The organism is Collimonas rhizosphaerae (assembly GCF_038896935.1).
In the GTDB taxonomy this organism is placed as follows: domain Bacteria; phylum Pseudomonadota; class Gammaproteobacteria; order Burkholderiales; family Burkholderiaceae_D; genus Collimonas; species Collimonas rhizosphaerae.
On record NZ_JBANDC010000001.1, the window covers coordinates 161,627 to 181,438 of the forward strand.

General features: G+C 61.3%; 20 protein-coding genes. 15 read left to right on the forward strand and 5 right to left on the reverse strand.

The window, feature by feature from the left end:
- The first annotated feature begins 153 nt into the window (after positions 1-153).
- Complete coding sequence (gene aceA, locus V8G57_RS00740) at positions 154-1,449, forward strand: isocitrate lyase (protein WP_092399690.1); 1,296 nt, start codon at positions 154-156, stop codon at positions 1,447-1,449.
- 124 nt (positions 1,450-1,573) lie between these two features.
- Here the strand turns inward: aceA and V8G57_RS00745 are convergent, their stop codons facing one another.
- Complete coding sequence (locus V8G57_RS00745; RefSeq protein ID WP_092399704.1) at positions 1,574-2,050, reverse strand: Lrp/AsnC family transcriptional regulator; 477 nt, start codon at positions 2,048-2,050, stop codon at positions 1,574-1,576.
- A gap of 61 nt (positions 2,051-2,111) precedes the next feature.
- Positions 2,112-2,267, reverse strand: a complete 156-nt coding sequence (locus V8G57_RS00750; RefSeq protein WP_175501085.1) for a hypothetical protein — start codon at positions 2,265-2,267, stop codon at positions 2,112-2,114.
- Here V8G57_RS00750 and V8G57_RS00755 point away from each other — a divergent pair.
- The 6 genes from V8G57_RS00755 (at position 2,266) to V8G57_RS00780 (ending at position 8,819) form a co-directional block, all read left to right on the forward strand.
- On the forward strand, positions 2,266-3,243 hold the full coding sequence (locus tag V8G57_RS00755; protein WP_342827780.1) for an ABC transporter substrate-binding protein: 978 nt from the start codon (positions 2,266-2,268) through the stop codon (positions 3,241-3,243). The two genes, V8G57_RS00750 and V8G57_RS00755, sit on opposite strands and share 2 nt — an antisense overlap.
- Before the next feature lie 115 nt (positions 3,244-3,358).
- The gene (locus V8G57_RS00760) at positions 3,359-4,306 is read left to right on the forward strand and encodes an ABC transporter permease (RefSeq protein ID WP_342827781.1); all 948 of its coding nucleotides are present in this window, start codon (positions 3,359-3,361) and stop codon (positions 4,304-4,306) included.
- Entirely contained in the window at positions 4,306-5,100 is a 795-nt protein-coding gene (locus V8G57_RS00765; protein ID WP_092399684.1) for an ABC transporter ATP-binding protein, read from the forward strand. Before V8G57_RS00760 ends, V8G57_RS00765 begins: the two co-directional genes overlap by 1 nt.
- A gap of 36 nt (positions 5,101-5,136) precedes the next feature.
- Entirely contained in the window at positions 5,137-6,408 is a 1,272-nt protein-coding gene (locus V8G57_RS00770) for a Glu/Leu/Phe/Val dehydrogenase dimerization domain-containing protein (RefSeq protein WP_092399682.1), read from the forward strand.
- Between the two features lie 45 nt (positions 6,409-6,453).
- Positions 6,454-7,530: a 4-hydroxyphenylpyruvate dioxygenase gene (gene hppD / locus V8G57_RS00775; RefSeq protein WP_092399680.1), complete on the forward strand. Its 1,077-nt coding sequence runs from the start codon at positions 6,454-6,456 to the stop codon at positions 7,528-7,530.
- A 200-nt stretch (positions 7,531-7,730) separates the two neighbouring features.
- Positions 7,731-8,819, forward strand: coding sequence for a porin (locus V8G57_RS00780; protein ID WP_092399678.1), 1,089 nt, complete (start codon positions 7,731-7,733; stop codon positions 8,817-8,819).
- Positions 8,820-8,864: 45 nt separating this feature from the next.
- On the opposite strand, the gene V8G57_RS00785 is transcribed toward V8G57_RS00780, so the two are convergent.
- The 3 genes from V8G57_RS00785 to modA form a co-directional block, all read right to left on the reverse strand.
- A complete protein-coding gene (locus V8G57_RS00785) occupies positions 8,865-9,542 on the reverse strand; it encodes an ATP-binding cassette domain-containing protein (protein ID WP_092399676.1) in 678 nt (225 codons plus the stop codon).
- Positions 9,543-9,552: 10 nt separating this feature from the next.
- Positions 9,553-10,230 carry a molybdate ABC transporter permease subunit gene (gene modB / locus V8G57_RS00790; RefSeq protein ID WP_342827782.1) on the reverse strand — a complete coding sequence of 226 codons (678 nt, stop codon included), beginning with the start codon at positions 10,228-10,230 and terminating at the stop codon, positions 9,553-9,555.
- An 83-nt stretch (positions 10,231-10,313) separates the two neighbouring features.
- The gene (modA, locus tag V8G57_RS00795) at positions 10,314-11,075 is read right to left on the reverse strand and encodes a molybdate ABC transporter substrate-binding protein (RefSeq protein WP_342827783.1); all 762 of its coding nucleotides are present in this window, start codon (positions 11,073-11,075) and stop codon (positions 10,314-10,316) included.
- 170 nt (positions 11,076-11,245) lie between these two features.
- On the opposite strand from modA, the gene V8G57_RS00800 reads away from it, so the two are divergent.
- The 8 genes from V8G57_RS00800 to pnuC all read left to right on the forward strand — a co-directional run bounded on the left by V8G57_RS00800 (position 11,246) and on the right by pnuC (position 19,802).
- A complete protein-coding gene (locus V8G57_RS00800; protein ID WP_342827785.1) occupies positions 11,246-11,614 on the forward strand; it encodes a winged helix-turn-helix domain-containing protein in 369 nt (122 codons plus the stop codon).
- A gap of 41 nt (positions 11,615-11,655) precedes the next feature.
- Complete coding sequence (locus V8G57_RS00805) at positions 11,656-13,419, forward strand: ClcB-like voltage-gated chloride channel protein (RefSeq protein ID WP_342827787.1); 1,764 nt, start codon at positions 11,656-11,658, stop codon at positions 13,417-13,419.
- Positions 13,420-13,562: 143 nt separating this feature from the next.
- Positions 13,563-13,817 (forward strand): GlsB/YeaQ/YmgE family stress response membrane protein, encoded by a 255-nt coding sequence (locus V8G57_RS00810; protein WP_144736001.1) that lies wholly within the window; start codon positions 13,563-13,565, stop codon positions 13,815-13,817.
- On the forward strand, positions 13,817-14,362 hold the full coding sequence (locus tag V8G57_RS00815) for a hypothetical protein (RefSeq protein WP_342827788.1): 546 nt from the start codon (positions 13,817-13,819) through the stop codon (positions 14,360-14,362). Before V8G57_RS00810 ends, V8G57_RS00815 begins: the two co-directional genes overlap by 1 nt.
- 401 nt (positions 14,363-14,763) lie before the next feature.
- Positions 14,764-15,672: a 23S rRNA (adenine(2030)-N(6))-methyltransferase RlmJ gene (locus V8G57_RS00820; RefSeq protein ID WP_092357568.1), complete on the forward strand. Its 909-nt coding sequence runs from the start codon at positions 14,764-14,766 to the stop codon at positions 15,670-15,672.
- A 43-nt stretch (positions 15,673-15,715) separates the two neighbouring features.
- Positions 15,716-17,977: a TonB-dependent siderophore receptor gene (locus V8G57_RS00825; RefSeq protein ID WP_342827789.1), complete on the forward strand. Its 2,262-nt coding sequence runs from the start codon at positions 15,716-15,718 to the stop codon at positions 17,975-17,977.
- 20 nt (positions 17,978-17,997) lie between these two features.
- Positions 17,998-19,209: a phosphotransferase enzyme family protein gene (locus tag V8G57_RS00830; protein WP_342827790.1), complete on the forward strand. Its 1,212-nt coding sequence runs from the start codon at positions 17,998-18,000 to the stop codon at positions 19,207-19,209.
- A complete protein-coding gene (gene pnuC, locus V8G57_RS00835) occupies positions 19,209-19,802 on the forward strand; it encodes a nicotinamide riboside transporter PnuC (protein WP_342827791.1) in 594 nt (197 codons plus the stop codon). Before V8G57_RS00830 ends, pnuC begins: the two co-directional genes overlap by 1 nt.
- Positions 19,803-19,812 lie beyond the last annotated feature (10 nt).

The following is a 19,812-nucleotide window of genomic DNA, read 5'->3' on the forward strand; positions in this document are numbered from 1 at the left end:
TCATATCGCAAAAAATGAAAGTTAAGTCATTGAATTTAAATGAAATAAAAATACTTATATGTCTTATATAAGACATTGTTGCCTCGCACAGATAAGCCTACTATTTAGTCATCGGATTTGATTTTACTTTTTGTTTTTAACAGGAGAACGACGATGACTACACGTGAACAGCAAGTTGCCGCACTGGCCAAGGACTGGGCCGAAAACCCACGCTGGAAGGGCGTTACCCGCAATTATTCTGCAGAAGACGTCGTACGTCTGCGCGGTTCGGTGCAGATCGAACACACGCTGGCAAAGCGCGGCGCCGACAAGCTGTGGAAGTTGCTGCACGAAGAGCCATTCGTCAATTCCCTCGGCGCGTTGACCGGCAACCAGGCGATGCAGCAAGTCAAGGCAGGCTTGAAAGCGATCTACCTGTCGGGCTGGCAAGTCGCGGGCGACGCCAACCTGGCCGGTGAAATGTATCCCGACCAGTCGCTGTATCCGGCCAACTCGGTGCCGCTGGTGGTCAAGCGCATCAACAATACATTCCAGCGCGCCGACCAGATCCAATGGTCGGAAGGTAAAAACGATATCGACTTTTTCGCGCCTATCGTGGCGGATGCGGAAGCCGGTTTCGGCGGCGTGCTGAACGCTTATGAACTGATGAAGTCGATGATCGATGCCGGCGCTGCCGGCGTCCACTTCGAAGACCAGCTGGCCTCGGTCAAGAAATGCGGCCACATGGGCGGCAAGGTGCTGGTGCCAAGCCGTGAAGCGGTCGAGAAGCTGAACGCGGCGCGCCTGGCGGCCGATGTTTCCGGCACGTCGACCCTGGTGATCGCCCGCACCGATGCGGAAGCGGCTGACCTGCTGACTTCGGATGTCGACGAAAACGACAAGCCGTTCCTGACCGGCGAACGCACGGTAGAAGGTTTTTACAAGACCCGTCCAGGGATCGACCAGGCCATCTCGCGCGCACTGGCTTACTCGCCGTACGCCGACCTGGTGTGGTGCGAAACCGGCAAGCCGGACCTGGCTTTCGCCAAGAAATTCGCGGAAGCGGTGCATGCCAAGTTCCCAGGCAAGATGCTGGCGTATAACTGCTCGCCATCGTTCAACTGGAAAAAGAACCTGGACGACGCCACCATCGCCAAGTTCCAGAAAGAGCTGGGCGCGATGGGCTACAAGTTCCAGTTCATCACCCTGGCCGGCTTCCATGCATTGAACTACTCGATGTTCAACCTGGCGCACGGTTATGCACGCAACCAGATGTCCGCGTTCGTCGAACTGCAGGAAGCGGAATTCGCGGCCGCCGACAAGGGCTTCACCGCGGTCAAGCACCAGCGCGAAGTCGGCACCGGTTATTTCGATGCGGTGACCCAGGCGATCCAGCAAGGCCAGTCGTCGACCACCGCGTTGCACGGCTCGACCGAAGATGAACAATTCTTCGAAGCCAAGGTGGCCTGATTTGCAGGACTAAAAGCTTATTGAACGCCGGCTAGCCGGCAGGCTTCTGGCGTTATCTCGCCAGGAGCCATGAAGGCCGCATCCCACAAGGATGCGGCCTTTTATCATTGGCGAGCGGGTTTGTTCACGCCGGCGGCAAGGGCAGCATGTTGGTCGACTTGATTTCATCCAGGCAGACGCTGGAACGCACGCCGCTGACGCCGCGCATGCGCATCAGCTTTTCCATCAGAAAATCCGACAGCTCTTTGAGGTCGTGGGCGGTGACCTTGAGCACATAGTCAAAGTCGCCGGTTACCGAGTAACATTCCAGGATCTGCGGCCATTCGTTGATGGCGCTCTTGAAGCCGGACAAGTCGTTGATGTGCCCTTTTTCCATCGAGACGTGGACAAAGGCGATCACGAACAAGCCCAGGCTGGCTGGATTCAGGCGGGTTTCATAGCGTACGATAAAACCCGCTTCTTCCAGCCGTCGATGGCGGCGGTGGCACTGCGGCGCCGACAGGTTGACTGCCTGCGCCAGCTCCAGGTTGGATACGCGGCCGTTCTGCTGCAGAAAAGTCAACATTTTGCGGTCGATTTGATCGATGTCTATTTTGTGCAATTTATTCTCGATTTGCGTATTTTCTACGAAATTATATTTCATAACCGGGTAAACATCGGCCTCAAGTCGCAAGCCAATTTTGAGCGTTAAAAGCTATACTTTTTTCAAAATAACACATGGCGCCGCAGGGGGAGCAGTACGAAGCAAGTCCCTGTTGCAATATAATAAAGAAGCCGATTTCCGGCAACCAAACTGACTCATTTGGAGACAAAGTCATGAAATTTCCTTTCTTGCGTTCCGCTATTGCATCCCTGGTCTTGCTGAGCCTGGCGGGCGTATCCGCTTCCGCGGCGTATGCCGCAGATAAAACGGTAGTGGTCACGGCCATCGTTGAACATCCGGCGCTCGACGCTGTGCGCGACGGCGTCAAGGACGAGTTGAAGGCGGCCGGCTATGAAGCGGGCAAGAACCTGAAGTTCGAATATCAAAGCGCGCAAGGCAACAACGCCACGGCGTCGCAGATCGCCCGCAAGTATGCCGGCAGCCGGCCGGATGTCGCGGTCGCGATCGCCACTCCTTCAGCCCAGGCGCTGGTGGCCGCCACCAAGACCGTGCCTATCGTATACGCTGCAGTGACCGATCCGGTCGCCGCCAAGCTGGTGAAGAGCTGGGATGCATCCGGCACCAACGTCACCGGTGTTTCCGACATGTCGCCGCTGGACAAGCAGATCGAACTGATCCGCAAGGTGGCGCCGAAAGCCAAGCGCATCGGCGTGATCTACAGCCCGGGCGAAGCCAATTCGGTATCCATCGTCGAATCGCTCAAGAAACTGCTGGCCGGCACCGACCTGACCCTGGTCGAAGGCGCCGCCGCCCGCACCATCGATGTGCCTAGCGCTACGCAAAGCCTGGTAGGCAAGGTCGACGTCATCTACGCGCCGACCGACAACAACGTCATGTCGGCCTTCGAAGGCATCGTCAAGGTAGCGGAACAGGCCAAGCTGCCTGTGGTTGCCGCCGATACCGGCGCGGTGAAGCGCGGCGCCGCCGCCGCCATCGGCCTCAACTACTACGACCTCGGCCGCCAGACCGGCAAGATCGTGGTGCGCATCCTGAAGGGCGAAGCCGCAGGCAAGATCGCTTCGCAAACCAGCACGACATTCGAACTCTACGTCAATCCTAAAGCTGCGCTGAAACAGGGCCTGACCTTGCCGGCTGACCTGGTCAAGTCGGCCAAGGTGGTCGAGCAATAAGATGCGCGCGGATGGCGCCGCCATCCGCTTGCTGCATCGCTGGTGATTCTGTTTTGTTGGTGAACCGCCTGCCGCCTTGCCGGCAGGGCGGTCCCGAGCTTATTGAAGGAAGTTTATGTCGCTCATCGCTTCGCTAGGCGCCATTGAGATCGGCCTGATTTTCGGCCTGGTCGCGCTTGGCGTGTTCTTGTCTTTCCGTGTCGTCAATTTTCCCGACCTGACGGTCGACGGCAGTTTTCCCCTCGGCGGCGCAGTTGCCGCAACCCTGATCGTCTCCGGCTGGAATCCTTTCCTGGCCACCTTCATCGCGCTGCTGGCCGGCGGAGTGGCAGGCTGCGTGACAGCCTGCCTGAATGTATACCTGAAGATCATGCAATTGCTGGCCAGCATCCTGGTGATGATTGCACTGTATTCGGTCAACCTGCGCATCATGGGTAAACCCAACGTAGCGCTGATCAGCGAGCCGACGGTGTTCAGCATGACCAGCATCGGCGACCTGCCGGACTACTGGGTGCAGCCACTGGTGATGCTGGTGATCGTGCTGATCGCCAAGCTCTTGCTGGATGCGTTTTTTGCCTCCGAGACCGGGCTGGCCATGCGCGCCACCGGCGGCAATGCCCGCATGGCGCGTGCCCAGGGCATCTCCACCAACCGCCAGACCGTATGGGGCCTGGCGATTTCGAACGCGCTCGTGGCCTTGGCCGGCGCGCTGTTCGTGCAGACCCAGGGCGGCGCCGATATTTCGATGGGCATAGGCACCATCGTGATCGGACTGGCTGCCGTGATCATCGGCGAAACCGTGGTGCCGGCACGCAGCCTGGTGATCACCACCGCGGCCTGCATCTTCGGCGCCGTGCTGTATCGCTTTTTCATCGCGCTGGCGCTGGACATGGATTTCATCGGCCTCAAGGCGCAGGACCTGAATCTGGTGACAGCCTTGCTGGTCGGCTTTGCGCTGCTGATACCTAATTTCAAGCGCAGCTTCGGCCGCAAGCGCGGCAATGGAAAACTCAAACCTTCCGGCGGCAGCGTTGTGCCGGCAACCCAGGAAGGAGAAAACTGATGCTGCAGCTGAATAACCTGGAAATCACTTTCAATCCCGGCACGCCTATCGAAAACAAGGTGCTGCGCGGGCTATCGCTGGAGATCCCGTCAGGGCAGTTCGTGACGGTGATCGGCTCCAACGGCGCCGGCAAGTCGACCATGCTCAATGCCGTCAGCGGCGACCTGATGGTCGACAGCGGCAGCATCACCATCGACGGCACCGATGCCACCCGCCGCTCCAGCTGGCAGCGCGCCGACCTGGTGGCGCGGGTATTCCAGGACCCGATGGCGGGCACCTGCGAGAGCCTGACGATTGAAGAAAACATGGCGCTGGCGTGGAAGCGCGGCAGCCCGCGCGGCCTGCGTTTTTCCTTGAACCGCCCGATGCGCGAACTGTTCCGCGAAAAGCTCAGCATCCTTGGCCTGGGCCTGGAAAACCGCCTGTCCGATCGCATGGGACTGCTGTCAGGCGGCCAGCGCCAGGCCGTCAGCCTGCTGATGGCTTCGCTGCAGCCGTCGCGCATCTTGCTGCTGGACGAACACACCGCCGCGCTCGATCCGAAAACCGCGGCCTTCATCCTGAGCCTGACGGCAAAGATCGTCGAATCGGGAAAACTGACGGCGATGATGGTGACGCACAGCATGCGCCAGGCGCTCGACTATGGCACGCGCACCGTGATGCTGCACGAAGGCAAGGTGATCCTGGACGTGCACGGCGAGCAGCGCAAGGGCATGGATGTGCCTGACCTGCTGCGCATGTTCGAAACCACGCGCGGCGAAAAAATCGATGACGACAAGCTGTTGCTGGGCTGACCGGGCAGCAGCGCAGAAAACCCAGACAGGAGAAACATGAAGGCTTTATTGAATGCGTTTGAAAGCAGGGCGCCGGAAATCGTCTTTGAATGGCATGACGCGGAGACCCCGGCGCGCGGCTGGATCGTCATCAACTCGCTGCGCGGCGGCGCGGCCGGCGGCGGCACCCGCATGCGCAGCGGCCTGGACCGGCGCGAAGTGGAATCGCTGGCCAAGACCATGGAAGTCAAGTTCACCGTCTCCGGCCCGGCCATCGGCGGCGCCAAGTCGGGCATCGATTTCGATCCGGCCGATCCGCGCAAGGATGGCGTGCTGCGGCGCTGGTACAAGGCAGTCACGCCTTTGCTGAAAACCTATTACGGCACCGGCGGCGACCTCAATGTCGACGAAGTCCACGAAGTGATCCCGATGACCGAGAGCTACGGCCTGTGGCATCCGCAGGAAGGCATCGTCAACGGCCATTTCCAGCCGAGCGACAGCGCCCGCATCCAGAAGGTCGGCCAGTTGCGGATGGGCGTGGCCAAGGTGGTGGAAGACGCGCGCTATACGCCGGCCGCCGGCCGCAAGTACCTGGTGGCGGACCTGATCACCGGCTGGGGCGTCGCGGAATCCGTATTGCACTACTACCGCCTGTATGGCGGCAGCGTGGCAGGCAAGCGCGTGATCGTGCAGGGCTGGGGCAATGTCGGTTCGACCGCGGCGTATTACCTGTCGAAGGCCGGCGCACGCGTGGTCGGCATCATCGACCGCAATGGCGGCCTGGTGAAAGCCGATGGCTACAGCCATGACGAAGTGCATGCCTTGTTCCTGGCCAAGCAGGGCAATCAGCTGATCGCCGACGGCATGCTGTCGTTCGAGGCATGCAATGCGGCGATCTGGAGCGTCGGCGCGGACATCTTCCTGCCTTGCGCCGGCTCGCGCCTGGTCAGGCAGGAACAGGTGGAGCAGATGGTCGCCCACGGCCTTGAAGTGGTCGCCAGCGGCGCCAACGTGCCGTTTGCCGACAGCGATATTTTCTACGGCCCGATCTATGAAGATGCCGACGCCAAGGTTGCCGTGATCCCGGATTTCGTCGCCAACTGCGGCATGGCGCGCGCTTTTGCGTTCCTGATGCAAAGCGAGGTTGAAATTTCGGACGAAGCGATCTTCGGCGATGTCTCGGCCACCGTGGCCGCGGCGCTGGAGAAATGCCATGCGCGTTCGGCCAGCCGCACCGGCATCGCCAAAGTCGCTTTTGAAATCGCCCTGCAGCAACTGATTACGCCAGATACACCAGAAACCCCGGAGCCGGCTGCTACCCGCAGCTGATCCGTTTTGACCCAGTCCACCAGACTTTATTTGCAGGAGTTCATCATGTCCGATCTGTTTGAAAACCCCATGGGCCTGTGCGGCTTTGAATTTGTCGAATTCGCCTCGCCCACCCCGAACGTGCTGGAGCCGGCATTCGAAGCCATGGGCTTCTCCAAGGTGGCGCGTCACCGTTCCAAGGACGTGACGCTGTATCGCCAGGGCGATATCAATTTCATCATCAACTACGAGCCGAAGAGCCCCGCTTATTATTTCGCCAAAGAGCATGGCCCGTCGGCCTGCGGCATGGCGTTCCGCGTCAATGATGCGCACCTGGCCTACCAGCGCGCGCTGGAACGCGGCGCCGAGCCGATGGAAATCAACACCGGCGTGATGGAGCTGCGCTTGCCGGCGATCAAGGGCATCGGCGGCGCGCCGCTGTATCTGATCGATCGTTTCACTCCCGGCAAGTCGATCTATGACATCGATTTCGAATTCATCGAGGGCGTCGACCGCAATCCGGCCGGCGCCGGCCTGAAAACCATCGACCACCTGACCCACAATGTGTACCGCGGCCGCATGGCGCACTGGGCCGCGTTCTACGAGCGACTGTTCAATTTCCGCGAAGTCCGCTATTTCGACATCAAGGGCGAATACACCGGCCTGACCTCGAAGGCGATGAGCGCGCCGGACGGCAAGATCCGCATCCCCCTGAATGAAGAGTCGTCCAAAGGCTCGGGCCAGATCGAAGAATTCCTGATGCAGTTCAACGGCGAAGGCATCCAGCATATTGCTTTGCAAACTGACAACCTGGTGCAGACCTGGGACGCCCTGAAGAAAATGGGCACGCCGTTCATGACCGCGCCGCCGGCGACCTATTACGAAATGCTGGAAGGGCGTTTGCCTGGCCATGGCGAGCCGACCGCCGAGCTGCAGATGCGCGGCATCCTGCTGGACGGCGTCTCCAACCAGGACGGCCAGCGCCTGCTGCTGCAAATCTTCTCGGCGACCACGCTGGGGCCGGTATTTTTCGAATTTATCCAGCGCAAAGGCGACGAAGGCTTCGGCGAAGGCAATTTCAAGGCGCTGTTCGAGTCCATCGAACGCGACCAGATACGCCGCGGTGTACTGAAATCAGAATAAACTTAGTTGGGTTTTAACAACAACTTGTTTTGGGAGAAAGTTGTGCTGATATGATGTCCGTTCAACTTTATCCCGGCGACGCTGGAATGGCAGCGTGATGTGGCAGCAGTGGCGGTAAAGCGATGGCGGGGCGACGTGGGGGCAGGCGTCGCCAGGCTGTCGAAAAAAATCTAAAAAATGTTTAACTTACGGAGAGACGCATGAAAAAAATATCCTTGATGCTGGTAGCGGCAGGTTTGGCCAGCGGGAGCGCGATGGCCCAGACCAATGTCACGATCTACGGCATTGTCGACACCAGCATCCGTTATCTCAGCAGCGATAACGCAGCCGGGCAAAAGAACTTCGTCATCACGAATGGCGCGATCTCCAACAGCCGCATCGGCTTCAAGGGTACTGAAGACCTGGGCGGCGGCCTGAAAGCCATTTTCCGCCTGGAAAACGGCTTCAACTCCGATACCGGCAGCCTGTCCAGCGCCGGTACCTTGTTCAGCCGCCAATCCTACGTCGGCCTGAGCGGTTCGTTCGGCACGGTCACCCTGGGCCGTCAACAGACTCCGCTGTTTGACCTGATGGCAGATCATTTCGATCCGCTGACCGTCGGCAATTACGACCAGAATGCATGGCTGCCGGCCGGCGCCACGCTGGTCCGCAATTCGAACATGCTCAAGTACTACGGCACTTTCGGCGGCCTCGCTGCCGGCGTGAGCTACGCTGCGGGCGAGAAGGCCGGATCGGTCAAGCTGGGCAGCCAGATCGGCGCCACGCTGGCCTATACCGCAGGTCCGTTTGCGATCGGCGGCGGCTTCCAGCAAACCGTCAGCCCGACCAATTCGGACTGGAAAGATACCGCCTATAACCTGAGCCTGTCCTACACCCTGGGCGCGGCCAAGCTGTTCGGCGGCTACTATCGCATCAAGGACAGCACCGGCACTACGCCGGCATATTTCGGCGTCACCAACAGCGTGGCTTCGATCAATGGCGGCATCGGCGGCGTCGAGCGCAAGGACGATGCTTATTTCCTGGGCGCGACTTACCAGGCAACTCCAGCCTGGTCGCTGACCGCAGCCGGCTACTATGACAAGAGCAAGAACGTCACGGTCGCCACCTTGGGCAACCTGGGCGACGGCACCCGTTACGCGCTGGTCGGCGTGGCTGAATATGCCTTGTCGAAGCGGACTCAGGTCTATGGTACCGTGGACTACAACAAGGCCAAGAATGCAGCCTTGTCGGAACTGGTCGGCAAGGATAGCGTGACCGGTGTTGCGATCGGCATCCGTCACATTTTCTAAGCAGGGAAATCCGGCGACAAAAGCGCAGCTTCGGCTGCGCTTTTTTTATGTCCCGGCCGGCGGCGCGATCATGCCGTCGCGGATCTCGAATATCTCGTCGCCCAGCAAAGCCAGGTCGGCGGGATCGTGGGTGATCACCATCATCGGCACGTCCAGCTGTTTTTGCAGCTCGGACAATTCGCGCCGCATCTTGTCGCGCAGGCTCAGGTCGAGCGCGGAAAACGGTTCGTCCAGCAGCAGGATGTCCGGTTCCAGCGCCAGCGCCCGGGCCAGGGCCACGCGTTGCCGCTGGCCGCCGGACAGCTGGTGCGGATAACTGTTGGCGGCTGCGCTCAGCTCGAACGAGGCCAGCCACTTCCTGACGATCGGATGATCGTGCGGGCGGCGCAGGTTGAAACAGCCCGGGCGCAAGCCGAAAGCCACGTTCTGGGCCACGGTAAGGTGCGGAAACAGCGCATAGTCCTGGAACAGGTAGGCGACCTTGCGCTGCTGCGGCGGCAGGCAAATGCCGCCGGCGCTGTCGAACAGGGTGTTTTGCTTGAGGCGTATATGCCCCTGGTCTGGCGTCAGTAAACCGGCGATCGCTTGCAAGGTCAGGCTCTTGCCGGCGCCCGACGGGCCGTACAGCACCACGCGGTCGCTTTCGGTGCGCAAGGCGATGTCCAGGTTGAAGCCGCGGTCGTCGGCTTGCAGATGCTTGCGTATGCTGATCTCGATGGTCATAGGAAATTCGTCATGATTGCCTGCGCCGCTGGCTTTTCGGTAACAGGCGGCCGGCGATCAGCAGCACCACGATGCAGGTGGCCGAAGTGATCAGCACCAGCAGGTTGGCGGTCTGGTCGTCGCCGGCCTGCACCGCTTCATAGATGGCGACCGACAAAGTCTGGGTGCGGCCCGGCAGGTTGCCGGCAATCATCAGGGTGGCGCCGAACTCTCCTAGCGCGCGTGCAAACGCCAGCAATACGCCGGCGGCAATGCCCTTGGAAGCCAGCGGCAAGGTGACGCGGAAGAACACGCCGACCTCGGATACGCCCAGCACGCGGGCGGCGTTTTCGAGCTGTACGTCGACATTGTCAAAAGCGGCGCGGGCTGACTTGAGCACCAGCGGAAAGGCGACGATGGTGGCCGCGATCACCGCGCCTTGCCAGGTGAATACCAGTTCGATGCCCCATTTTTCCAGCCAGGCGCCGAACACGCCGCGGCGGCCCAGCAGCACCAGCAGATAGTAGCCGAGCACGGTCGGCGGCAGCACCAGCGGCAGGGTCAGGACGGCGTCGACCAGGTCGCGCGCCGGCGAACGCCAGCGCGACAGGCCATAGGCGGCGGCGACCCCAAGCAGCATGTTGAGCAGGGTAGCCCAGCCGGCAACTTTCAGCGACAGCAGGAGGGCGACCCAGGCCCCATTGTTCATGGCTTCTGCTTTCTATTCACTACTTACCCTTGATGTGATGCGCCTGATCCCGTGCGGAAGAACTTGACGATAACACTCTGTCATCAGGGTTTCAAGAAACCGTAGCGCGCCAGCGTGGCCTGGCCGGCCGGCGACAGTACGTAGGCGACGAACTTGGCCGCCATGTCAGCCTGTTTGGTGTTGCTGGTGACGGCGATCGGATAACTGACCGCGGTTTGCGAAGGCACGCGCAGTGCGACCTTGACCTTGTCCGGCATGATCGCGGCGTCGGTGGAAAAAACGAAGCCGGCGTCGACTTCGCCGCGCGCCACATAGTCCAGGCTCTGGCGCACGTTTTGCGCCGGCACGCCCTTGGCGGCAACCGCGTCCCACAGGCTGGCGTGTTCCAGGGCGGCCTTGGTGTAGCGGCCGACCGGCACCGAAGCCGGATTGCCGTAGGCTACGCGCTTGACCGCCGGCTGCGCCAGGTCCTGCAATTGCTGAATGTGCAGCTGGCTGTCGGCCGGCACGATCAGCACGATCTGGTTATTGGCGAAATTCTTGCGGCTGCCGGCCGCCACTGCCTTTTCGGCTTCGGCCTTGTTCATGGCTTCCTGGTCGGCCGAAGCGAATACGTCGGCCGGCGCGCCTTTGATGATCTGCTGCAGCAAGATATCGGAGGCGGCAAAGTTGAGGATCACCTTGGTGTCCGGGTTCTGCGCTTCAAACGATTGGCTGAGATCCTTGAAAGCGTTGGTCAGGCTGGCCGCAGCGGAGACCACCAGGTCGGCCGCATGAACTGCCGGCGTCAACAGCAACAGGGGAAGGGCGCTGGCAAGAACGAGGCGTTTGAGGCGGCACAACATGGAATGTCTCCTGGGCGGTGGGTGGCAAGATCGGACAACATCGAAATATATGGCAGGATATAGCGTAGGTCAACTTTAAAACACCGAGCCTGCGTGAAATCTTGCCGGCATGGCGAGTCTGCCAACAAAATAGCTGATTTGCCGCCGACCTCCTTGCTACAATCCCGCATATGGCAAATTCCAAATCGATTCGGCTCAGAGTGCTGCAGGGCGATGCAATCGCCTTCGGTCCCGGCAAGGCAGCGTTGCTGCTGGCCATCCATCAGAGCGGTTCGATTTCTGCGGCGGCGCGTTCGCTCGGCATGTCATACCGCCGGGCCTGGCTGCTGGTGGAGGCGATGAACCAATGTTTCAAGCTGCCGCTGGTGGCCACTGCGACCGGCGGCGCCAAAGGCGGCGGCGCGCAGGTGACGGCCAGCGGGCATGAAGTCATCGCCCGTTACCAGGCCATGCAAAGCAAGGCGGAAGCGGCGGTAGCCGCGGATATGGCGTACTTCGACGCGCTGATGGCGGCGCCCGGCAACCCCCCAGCCAATTGATGCGGCAGCATTCCAACCATATCTCCTTGCGACCAGCCACCATGTCCTCACGCAGTACCGCGCGCAGCACACTCCTAAGATACCGGATCCGCCTGCAACGCCTGTTCCATTTTTCCGAAAGCCATTCGATGCTGCTATGGGCAGCGGTGGTCGGTTTCCTGGGCGCGCTGGCGACAGTGCTGTTCCGCGAGTGCATCTACGGTTTGCAGTCGCTGCTGACCGGCCATAGCGGCAGTTTTGTCGCCATGGCCAAGAGCCTGCCATGGTGGATGCGCCTGATGCTGCCGGCGGCGGGCGGCCTGCTGGCCGGGGCGATCCTAGTGCTGGCGAAGCGCGTGCCGTCCAGCGCGACCTCGGATTACATGGAAGCGGTAGCCATCGGCGACGGCAACATCCCGGTGCGGCAAAGCCTGCTGCGCAGCCTTTCCTCGCTGGCGACTGTGGTTTCCGGCGGCTCGATCGGGCGCGAAGGGCCGATGGTGCAGCTGGCGGCGCTGGCGGCATCGCTGGTGGGCCGCTTCACGCATTTCAGTCCGGCCCGCTTGCGCCTGCTGGTGGCTTGCGGCGCGGCGGCAGGGATTACTTCGGCATACAACGCACCGATCGCCGGCGCTTTTTTCGTTACTGAAATCGTGCTGGGCGCGATCGTCATGGAAAGTTTCGGGCCGGTGGTGGTGGCGTCGGTGGTCGCCAACATCACCATGCGCGAATTGCCCGGCTACCATCCGGCCTACGAGATGCCGCCGTTCCCGCCGGTCGCCGGCATCGAGATCCTGTGGTTCGTCCTGCTGGGCATCATGGCCGGAGTTGCGGCGCCGCAATTCCTGCGTTTGCTGGCATTTTCCAAGAAATTGTTTACCCGGACCGCCTTGCCGCTGCCGCCGCGGCTGGCGCTGGGAGGTTTGCTGGTGGGCCTGATTTCGATCTGGCTGCCGGAGGTATGGGGCAATGGCTACAGCGTGGTCAATTCGCTGCTGCATACGCCCTGGCTGTGGTGGAGCGTATTGCTGATGCTGGTGTTCAAGGTCCTGGCCACCGCCATCACCACCGGTTCCGGCGCGGTCGGCGGCATCTTCACGCCGACCTTGTTCGTCGGCGCCGCCATCGGCTATCTGTTCGGGCAGCTGCTGCATATCGTGCTGCCGGACCTTACCTCGGCGCCGTTCGCGTATGCCATGGTGGGCATGGGCGCCTTCCTGGCGGCGGCCACCAGCGCGCCGCTGATGGCGATCCTGATGATTTTCGAGATGACCCTGAGCTACCAGGTGGTGCTGCCGCTGATGCTGTCCTGCGTGGTGGCTTATTTTGTTGCACGCAGCATCAACGGCGCCTCCATGTACGACATCACGATCAAGCGCAACCGCGATGCGCAGGAACGGGTGCGCCTGCGCGGCATCCACATGAGCGAGCTGATCCGGCCGGCGGACACCGTGCTGCCGCTGACGGCGCCGTTTGCCGAAATCAGCGGCATGTTCCTGAAGTATCCGGTGAAATACATCTACATCGTCGACCAGCGCAATCGTTATTGCGGCGTGGTGGCCTTGCAAGACATTACTTCCTGCCTGCTGGAAAAGAGCGAGACACAAGAGAAGGTGGCTGCCGATTTCGTGCGGCGCGAATTCCTGCATGTGGTGACGCCCGAGATGTCGCTGGGCGACGCCTTGCAGTCTTTCCTTGACCACCAGGGCGAGCGGCTGCCGGTGGTGCGCAGCCATGAAGATCCGGAACTGCTGGGCGCGGTCTACAAGACCTCCTTGCTGGATGCGTATTTCCGGCTGGACCGCTCGAAGGAGCTGCACGCCTGAATAATGTTGCCGAGACAATATTTCACATAAATTTACCTCGCAATCGCTGCGTGCGGCCGGAGTTTGCTCTATATTGGACAGCGGGCCACCGGCTTTGCCCAAGGCAGCCGCCCCGCAAACAATATCAACTCTTAGGAGCAGCAATGGAAATTCTGTGGACAATCATCGTAGGTTTCATCGTCGGCGTGATTGCTAAATTTCTTCATCCAGGGAGGGAAAACATGGGTTTTATCGTGACTACCTTGCTGGGTATTGCCGGTTCGTTTTTGGCTGGTTATATCGGCCAGGCCCTCGGCTGGTACCACGCCGGCCAAGGTGCGGGTTTTATCGGCTCGATCGTCGGGGCTTTTATCCTGTTGCTGATTTACGGCTTTGTCAAAGGCAAGGCAGCTAGCTGATGCTGGACGCCTTGCGTGGCCGCCTGCCTGGACGCAAGATGCCGTCCAGGCAGGCTGACCTGGTCCTGATCCCCGCTACCGAGCGTGCGCTGCACGCGGTGCGCCACCGCTGCCGCCAGATGGTGGCGAAGCGGGCCTTGCTGTCGGCCGGCGCTTCGGCGCTGCCGATCTTGGGCGTCGATATCGCGGTCGACATCCACCTGCTGTCGCGGCTGATCGAAGATATCAACGCCGAGTTCGGCCTGACGCCGCAGCAGATCGACAAACTCCAGCCAAAACTCAAGGTGGCTACCTACAGCACCATCGTCGGCCTCGGCAGCACGCTGATCGGGCGGGCGGTGACGCGTGAACTCATGCTGAAAATCCTGACCCGCAGCGGCGTCAAGGTGCTCTCCAAGAACGCCACCCGGCTGGTGCCGATCGCCGGCCAGATGGTGTCGGCGGCAATCGGCTTTTCTGCCTTCCGGGCCATAGGCAACCGCCATATCGAAGCCTGCGTCAAGGTGGCGGAAGAGATGTTGAAAATGCAATCTTCCGCCGAATAGCTTTTTCTTATCGAATGCTGCGATGGTTAACCTAGATTCGGTAGTTGAACGGGAGCGAGTGTGCATTTTTCCGGCCCTCTGGCTAGGCGCGACGACGACGTGGACTGTAATTCCACTAGGAGGAGCAACGACGCCAGAGGGCCGGAAAAGTGTGCAATCGCTCCCGTAGCGTTCTCAATCCAGTAGCGGGATTTATCGAAAGAGCGGCGGCAGATGCCTATCGGGCTTCACGGGGCCAATGAGCGGTCAACTACCGAATCTAGGTTAAAATGCGGGTCGTTTGCGCTGCGGGGTTGTGCTACGCAGCCTCCCCAAGCCATCTACGCCTCACCTCTACACGGCAGCCGACCGGCGCTTTGATGTAGAGTGTGGCAACACACTTCACCACGATAGAGTTTCCTATGTTGAGTTACCGCCATGCCTTCCATGCGGGCAATCATGCCGACGTGCTGAAGCACTTGGTCACCATCCAGCTGTTGCGTTACCTGGGTCAGAAAGACACTTCCTACATGGTGATCGACACCCATGCCGGCGCCGGCGTGTATGCGCTGGATGGCGGCTACGCGTCGAAAAACGCCGAATTCGAAACCGGCATCAGCCGCCTCTGGGACCGCAAGGACCTGCCGCCGGCGGTGGCGGAATACGTGGATGTCGTCAGGCAGCTCAACCCGGACGGCAAGCTGCGTTATTACCCGGGTTCACCGTATTGCGCCGATGCCGTCATGCGCGAGCAGGATCGCCTGCGCCTGTTTGAGCTGCATCCGAGCGACGGCAAGATCCTGACGGATAATTTCCGCCGCCTGGAAGCGGAGCGCAACCCGCGCGGCAACGGCCGCGGCAAGCGCGTCATGATCCAGCTGGGCGACGGTTTCCTCGGCCTGAAGGCCTTGCTGCCGCCGCCGTCGCGCCGCGGCCTGGTGCTGATCGATCCGCCGTATGAGGTGAAAGAAGACTACCGCCACGTCAAGAACACCATCGAAGACGCGCTCACGCGTTTCTCCACCGGCACTTACGCCGTCTGGTATCCGCTGCTGAACCGCATGGAATCGCGCCAGATGCCGGACAAGCTAAAGCGCATGAAGGCGAATGGCTGGCTGAACGTCACGCTGACGGTGAAGACGCCGTCGCCGGACGGCTTCGGCCTGCACAGCAGCGGCATGTTCGTGATCAACCCGCCGTGGACGCTGGAGCCGATGCTCAAAGAGCTGATGCCCTACCTGGTGAAAGTGCTGGGCACCGATTCCGGCGCCGGGTTTACGCTGGAATCGGGCCAGACCAAAGCGGTCGACACCGGCACCCGCCGGGTATAAGGACAGGCAGCGCGGACTTCGGTTTTGGACTGGCAATAAAGTAATGATAAATATAAAAGCGTTTTACCCGGCGTTTGGCGGCGGCTTGCCGCTCCCGGCCAAAAGAAAATTCCTGATCACCCTGATTGCCGCGGCGGCCGCCCAGATGGCGCATGGACAGGGCGTTCCCGATCAAAAGGAAACGGCGCCAGGCGCGTCGGCCAAGGCGGATGGCGATCCGGTCCTGCCGACCATTACCGTGACTGGCGCCGGTACCGGCGCCGACAGTTATCGCAAGAGCTCGGCTTCGGTTGCTACATTCGGCCAGGCTTCGCTGCTCGATACCCCCGCTTCGATTTCGGTCGTCACGCGCGGTCAGCTCGACGACCAGCAATCGCGCCTGCTGAGCGAGGTGGTGCGCAACGATGCCGCGGTCGGCGACAATTACACGCCGGTCGGCTATTACGAAAACTTCACCATCCGCGGTTTTGCGCTGGACCTTGCCTCCAGCTACCAGATCAACGGCATGAGCATTGCCGGCGAACAGAACGTGGCGCTGGAAAACAAAGAGAGCATCGAAATCCTGAAGGGTTTGGCCGGCCTGCAAAGCGGCATGGCGGCGCCCGGTGGCCTGATCAACTACGTGACCAAGCGGCCGGCCGACGTGCGTTCGGTGACGCTGGAAACCGATTCGCGCGGCTCGCGTTACCTGGCGGCCGATATCGGCACCCTGTTCGGCCAGCAAAAGCAGTTCGGCATCCGCATCAATGCCGCACATGAAACCCTGCATTCATATGTGAACGATACCGACGGCCAGCGCAATTTCGCCTCGCTGGCGGCCGACTGGGTGATCACGCCGCAGGCGCGGCTGCAGTTCGACGCCGAATACCAGCATCGCGAACAACGCTCGGCGCCCGGCTACCAGCTGCTGGGCGGCACCGGCATTCCAAGCGACGTTGCGCCGAGCAAGCTGCTGGGCGCGCAGCCGTGGGCCAAGCCGGTGACGATCAATTCGCTGAACCTGAACTTGCGCCTGGACCTCGACCTGGCGCCGGACTGGCGCGCTTATGTGGCGGCCAGCCGCAGCCGGGTGGTGATCGACGATAACTCGGCGTTTCCATATGGGCATTGTGTTGATCCTAGTACATGTACCAATGACGGAACACCGTCGCGTTATTTTGGTGCAAACGGTGACTTTGATATTTACGATTACCGATTTCCAGATGACACGCGTCGCAATGACCAACTGCAAGCTGTACTGCAAGGCCATCTAGATACTGGCAAGTTGCGTCATGAACTGACTATGGGAGCTAGCTTTTTTCGGCGTACCGTGTCACAAAGTGATGGAGTGAATATTCCAGTCGGCAGCGACAATATCTATAATCCGAACCCGATCGTCTACGCACCATCGGCATTGACGCCGGACGCTTCCTACCTGCGTCTGGACAGCCGGCAGAAAGCCCTGTTTGCGGTCGATCGCCTCAGCTTCAATCCGCAGTGGCAGCTGATCGCCGGCGCGCGCCAGGTGTGGGTCAACGAACGAGCGCTGGACATCACCGGCGCGGCGACGCGCACCACCGACAAGACATTGCTGTTGCCGCAGATCGCCCTGGTCTACAAGCCGCAAGCCGACCTGTCGCTGTACACCAGCTACAGCAAAGGCTTGACGATGGGCGGCCAGGCGCCGTGGTGGACCGAGAACGCTTTTGCCTTCCTGCCGCCGACCGTGTCGCGCCAGATCGAGGCCGGCGTCAAATACGACTGGCTGGACCAGCTCAGCCTGAGCGCGGCGATCTTCCAGATGCGCAAGCCTTACGAATATCCGATGCCGGACGCAGGCGGTTTCAGCTACGTCCAGCAAGGTACCGAAACCCACCGCGGGATCGAACTGAGCGCGGCCGGGCAGGTCAGCAAGCAGTTGCGGCTGACGGCCAGCCTGGCCTTGATCCAGGCGCGCGCCGAAGACACAGGCACGCCGGCCTACGACGGCCACCAGGCGCTCAACGTGCCGCGCCTGCGCGCCGCCCTGTATGCCGCTTATGCCGTACCCGAGGTCGCCGGCCTGAGCCTGCTGGGCGGCTGGCAGTACAGCGGCAGCAAGGCGGCGACGCGGGAAGGCAACGTCGATGTGCCGGCCTACCATCTGTTCAACGCCGGCTTGCGCTACAAGACCAGCTGGCGGGGCCACTCCACCGTGCTGCGCCTGAGCGTGGACAATCTGTTCGACAAGCGTTACTGGAAAGATGTCGGCGAATACATCGGCGACGGTTACCTGCACCTGGGTGCGCCGCGCACGGCTCGCCTGTCGGTCCAGTACGACTTCTGATCCGGACCGGGAAACGCTGCATGAGCGACGCGAGACAAGATGGCGTGGACGGACACGGGACGGTGTTGAGCCACGGCATGGGCCTTGACGCGGTGGCGTCGAGCTGGCCGGCGCTGACCCTGGACGAGGTGGCGCGGCTGTTGCGCCACTATCCGCAAGCCGGCGTCGTCACGCGCCTGGAGTGGCACAGCCCGCGGCCGTTTTCCAGCGCCTGCGTGGCCGCCACCGAATCGGGTCCGCTGTTCGTCAAGCGCTTGCTGCGGGCGATCCGCAGCGCCGACGAATTGATGGACGAGCACCGCTTCATGGCGCACCTGCGGCAGCGCGGCCTGGCGGTCAGCGAGGTATTGCAGGCCAGCGACGGCAGCACTGCCCACGCAGACGGCGGCTGGATCTACGAGGTGCAGAGCCTCGGCCAGGGCGTCGACCGCTATCGCGACGCCACCTCGTGGACCCCGTTTGCCAGCACCGAAGACGCGGCGGCGGCAGGCAGCGCGCTGGCCAAGCTGCATCTTGCCGCGCGCGGTTACGATGCACCCGCACGCCGCACCAAATTACTGGCCTCCGGTTTCACCTTGTTCAATACCGACAATCCGCAACAGGTGCTGGAACGGATCCGGCACTACATACAGGAAAGGCCGGCGTTGGCCGGCTACCTGGCGCAGCGCGACTGGCCGCAGGAGGTAACCCGTGCGCTGCTGCCGTTCCACGCCCGCCTGAGTCCGATGCTGCACGGCCTGGCGCCGTTGTGGACGCATAACGACTGGCATGCCTCCAACCTGCTATGGCAGGCGCACGGACCGGCCGCGGTAACGACGATAGTCGATTTCGGCCTGGCCGACCGCACCTGCGCGGTCTATGATCTTGCCATCGCCATCGAGCGCAACATGATCGAGTGGCTGGCTTTGCCGTCGACGCCGCCGCCCGAACAGCGGCCGCTGGTGCACATCGGCCAGCTGGACGCCATGCTCGACGCCTATGAAGCGCTGCGGCCATTGTCGCTGCTGGAAGCGGCTGCCTTGCCGGCGCTGCTGCCGCTGGCGCATGCCGAATTTGCGTTGTCGGAGCTGGCGTATTTCCACGGCGTGCAGCAGTCCGCCGAAAACTCGGCACTGGCCTACGACATCTATTTCCTCGGCCATGCCGAGTGGTTCAACAGCGACGCCGGCCAGTATTTGCTGGATCACCTGCAGCGCCGCTGCGCGCGTAAAACCGGTCAACAGGAGCCTTGATGTCAGCTCTGGAAATCGTTGCAGTCATATTGAGCGCCCTGGCAGTCTGGCTGACTGCGCGCCGTCATTTGTGGTGCTGGCCGATAGGGTTGGTATCGGTGCTGCTGTATGCGCGCATCTTCCTGGTGGCGAAACTGTACTCGGACCTGCTGCTGCAGCTGATCTTTGCCGTCATGCAGCTGTACGGCTGGTGGCAGTGGAAGCGGGGAGCGCCAGGGCAGGACAGCCAGCATATCCAGCCGCAGCGCTTGCCGAAGCAAGGTTTGCTGATCGGCCTGCTGGCCGGCGTGGCGGGCAGCGTTATGCTGGGTTATGTCATGGCCAGTTTTACCGACGCCCACATTCCATGGCTGGATTCAGCCCTGACCAGCTTCAGCCTGGTGGCCCAGTTCTGGATGGCGCGCAAATACGTCGCCAACTGGTGGCTGTGGATCGCGGTCGACATTATCTACGTCGGCGTATATGTCTATAAAGACCTGAACCTGACCGCGGGCTTGTATGCCGGTTTCATCGTGCTGGCGGTGATCGGCTTGCGCAGCTGGCAGCGGCAGCTGCCGGGGAACCACCCGCCGGCAGCCGCCGCGGCACTGTAGCCGGCCCGGA

Bases quoted from the DNA above. Each gene is read 5' to 3' on its own strand.
- aceA (WP_092399690.1), top strand. From the start codon at position 154: ATGACTACACGTGAACAGCAAGTTGCCGCACTGGCCAAGGACTGGGCC.
- V8G57_RS00755 (WP_342827780.1), top strand. From the start codon at position 2,266: ATGAAATTTCCTTTCTTGCGTTCCGCTATTGCATCCCTGGTCTTGCTG.
- V8G57_RS00750 (WP_175501085.1), bottom strand. From the start codon at position 2,267: ATGACTTTGTCTCCAAATGAGTCAGTTTGGTTGCCGGAAATCGGCTTC.
- V8G57_RS00760 (WP_342827781.1), top strand. From the start codon at position 3,359: ATGTCGCTCATCGCTTCGCTAGGCGCCATTGAGATCGGCCTGATTTTC.
- V8G57_RS00765 (WP_092399684.1), top strand. From the start codon at position 4,306: ATGCTGCAGCTGAATAACCTGGAAATCACTTTCAATCCCGGCACGCCT.
- V8G57_RS00770 (WP_092399682.1), top strand. From the start codon at position 5,137: ATGAAGGCTTTATTGAATGCGTTTGAAAGCAGGGCGCCGGAAATCGTC.
- hppD (WP_092399680.1), top strand. From the start codon at position 6,454: ATGTCCGATCTGTTTGAAAACCCCATGGGCCTGTGCGGCTTTGAATTT.
- V8G57_RS00780 (WP_092399678.1), top strand. From the start codon at position 7,731: ATGAAAAAAATATCCTTGATGCTGGTAGCGGCAGGTTTGGCCAGCGGG.
- V8G57_RS00785 (WP_092399676.1), bottom strand. From the start codon at position 9,542: ATGACCATCGAGATCAGCATACGCAAGCATCTGCAAGCCGACGACCGC.
- modB (WP_342827782.1), bottom strand. From the start codon at position 10,230: ATGAACAATGGGGCCTGGGTCGCCCTCCTGCTGTCGCTGAAAGTTGCC.
- modA (WP_342827783.1), bottom strand. From the start codon at position 11,075: ATGTTGTGCCGCCTCAAACGCCTCGTTCTTGCCAGCGCCCTTCCCCTG.
- V8G57_RS00800 (WP_342827785.1), top strand. From the start codon at position 11,246: ATGGCAAATTCCAAATCGATTCGGCTCAGAGTGCTGCAGGGCGATGCA.
- V8G57_RS00805 (WP_342827787.1), top strand. From the start codon at position 11,656: ATGTCCTCACGCAGTACCGCGCGCAGCACACTCCTAAGATACCGGATC.
- V8G57_RS00810 (WP_144736001.1), top strand. From the start codon at position 13,563: ATGGAAATTCTGTGGACAATCATCGTAGGTTTCATCGTCGGCGTGATT.
- V8G57_RS00815 (WP_342827788.1), top strand. From the start codon at position 13,817: ATGCTGGACGCCTTGCGTGGCCGCCTGCCTGGACGCAAGATGCCGTCC.
- V8G57_RS00820 (WP_092357568.1), top strand. From the start codon at position 14,764: ATGTTGAGTTACCGCCATGCCTTCCATGCGGGCAATCATGCCGACGTG.
- V8G57_RS00825 (WP_342827789.1), top strand. From the start codon at position 15,716: ATGATAAATATAAAAGCGTTTTACCCGGCGTTTGGCGGCGGCTTGCCG.
- V8G57_RS00830 (WP_342827790.1), top strand. From the start codon at position 17,998: ATGAGCGACGCGAGACAAGATGGCGTGGACGGACACGGGACGGTGTTG.
- pnuC (WP_342827791.1), top strand. From the start codon at position 19,209: ATGTCAGCTCTGGAAATCGTTGCAGTCATATTGAGCGCCCTGGCAGTC.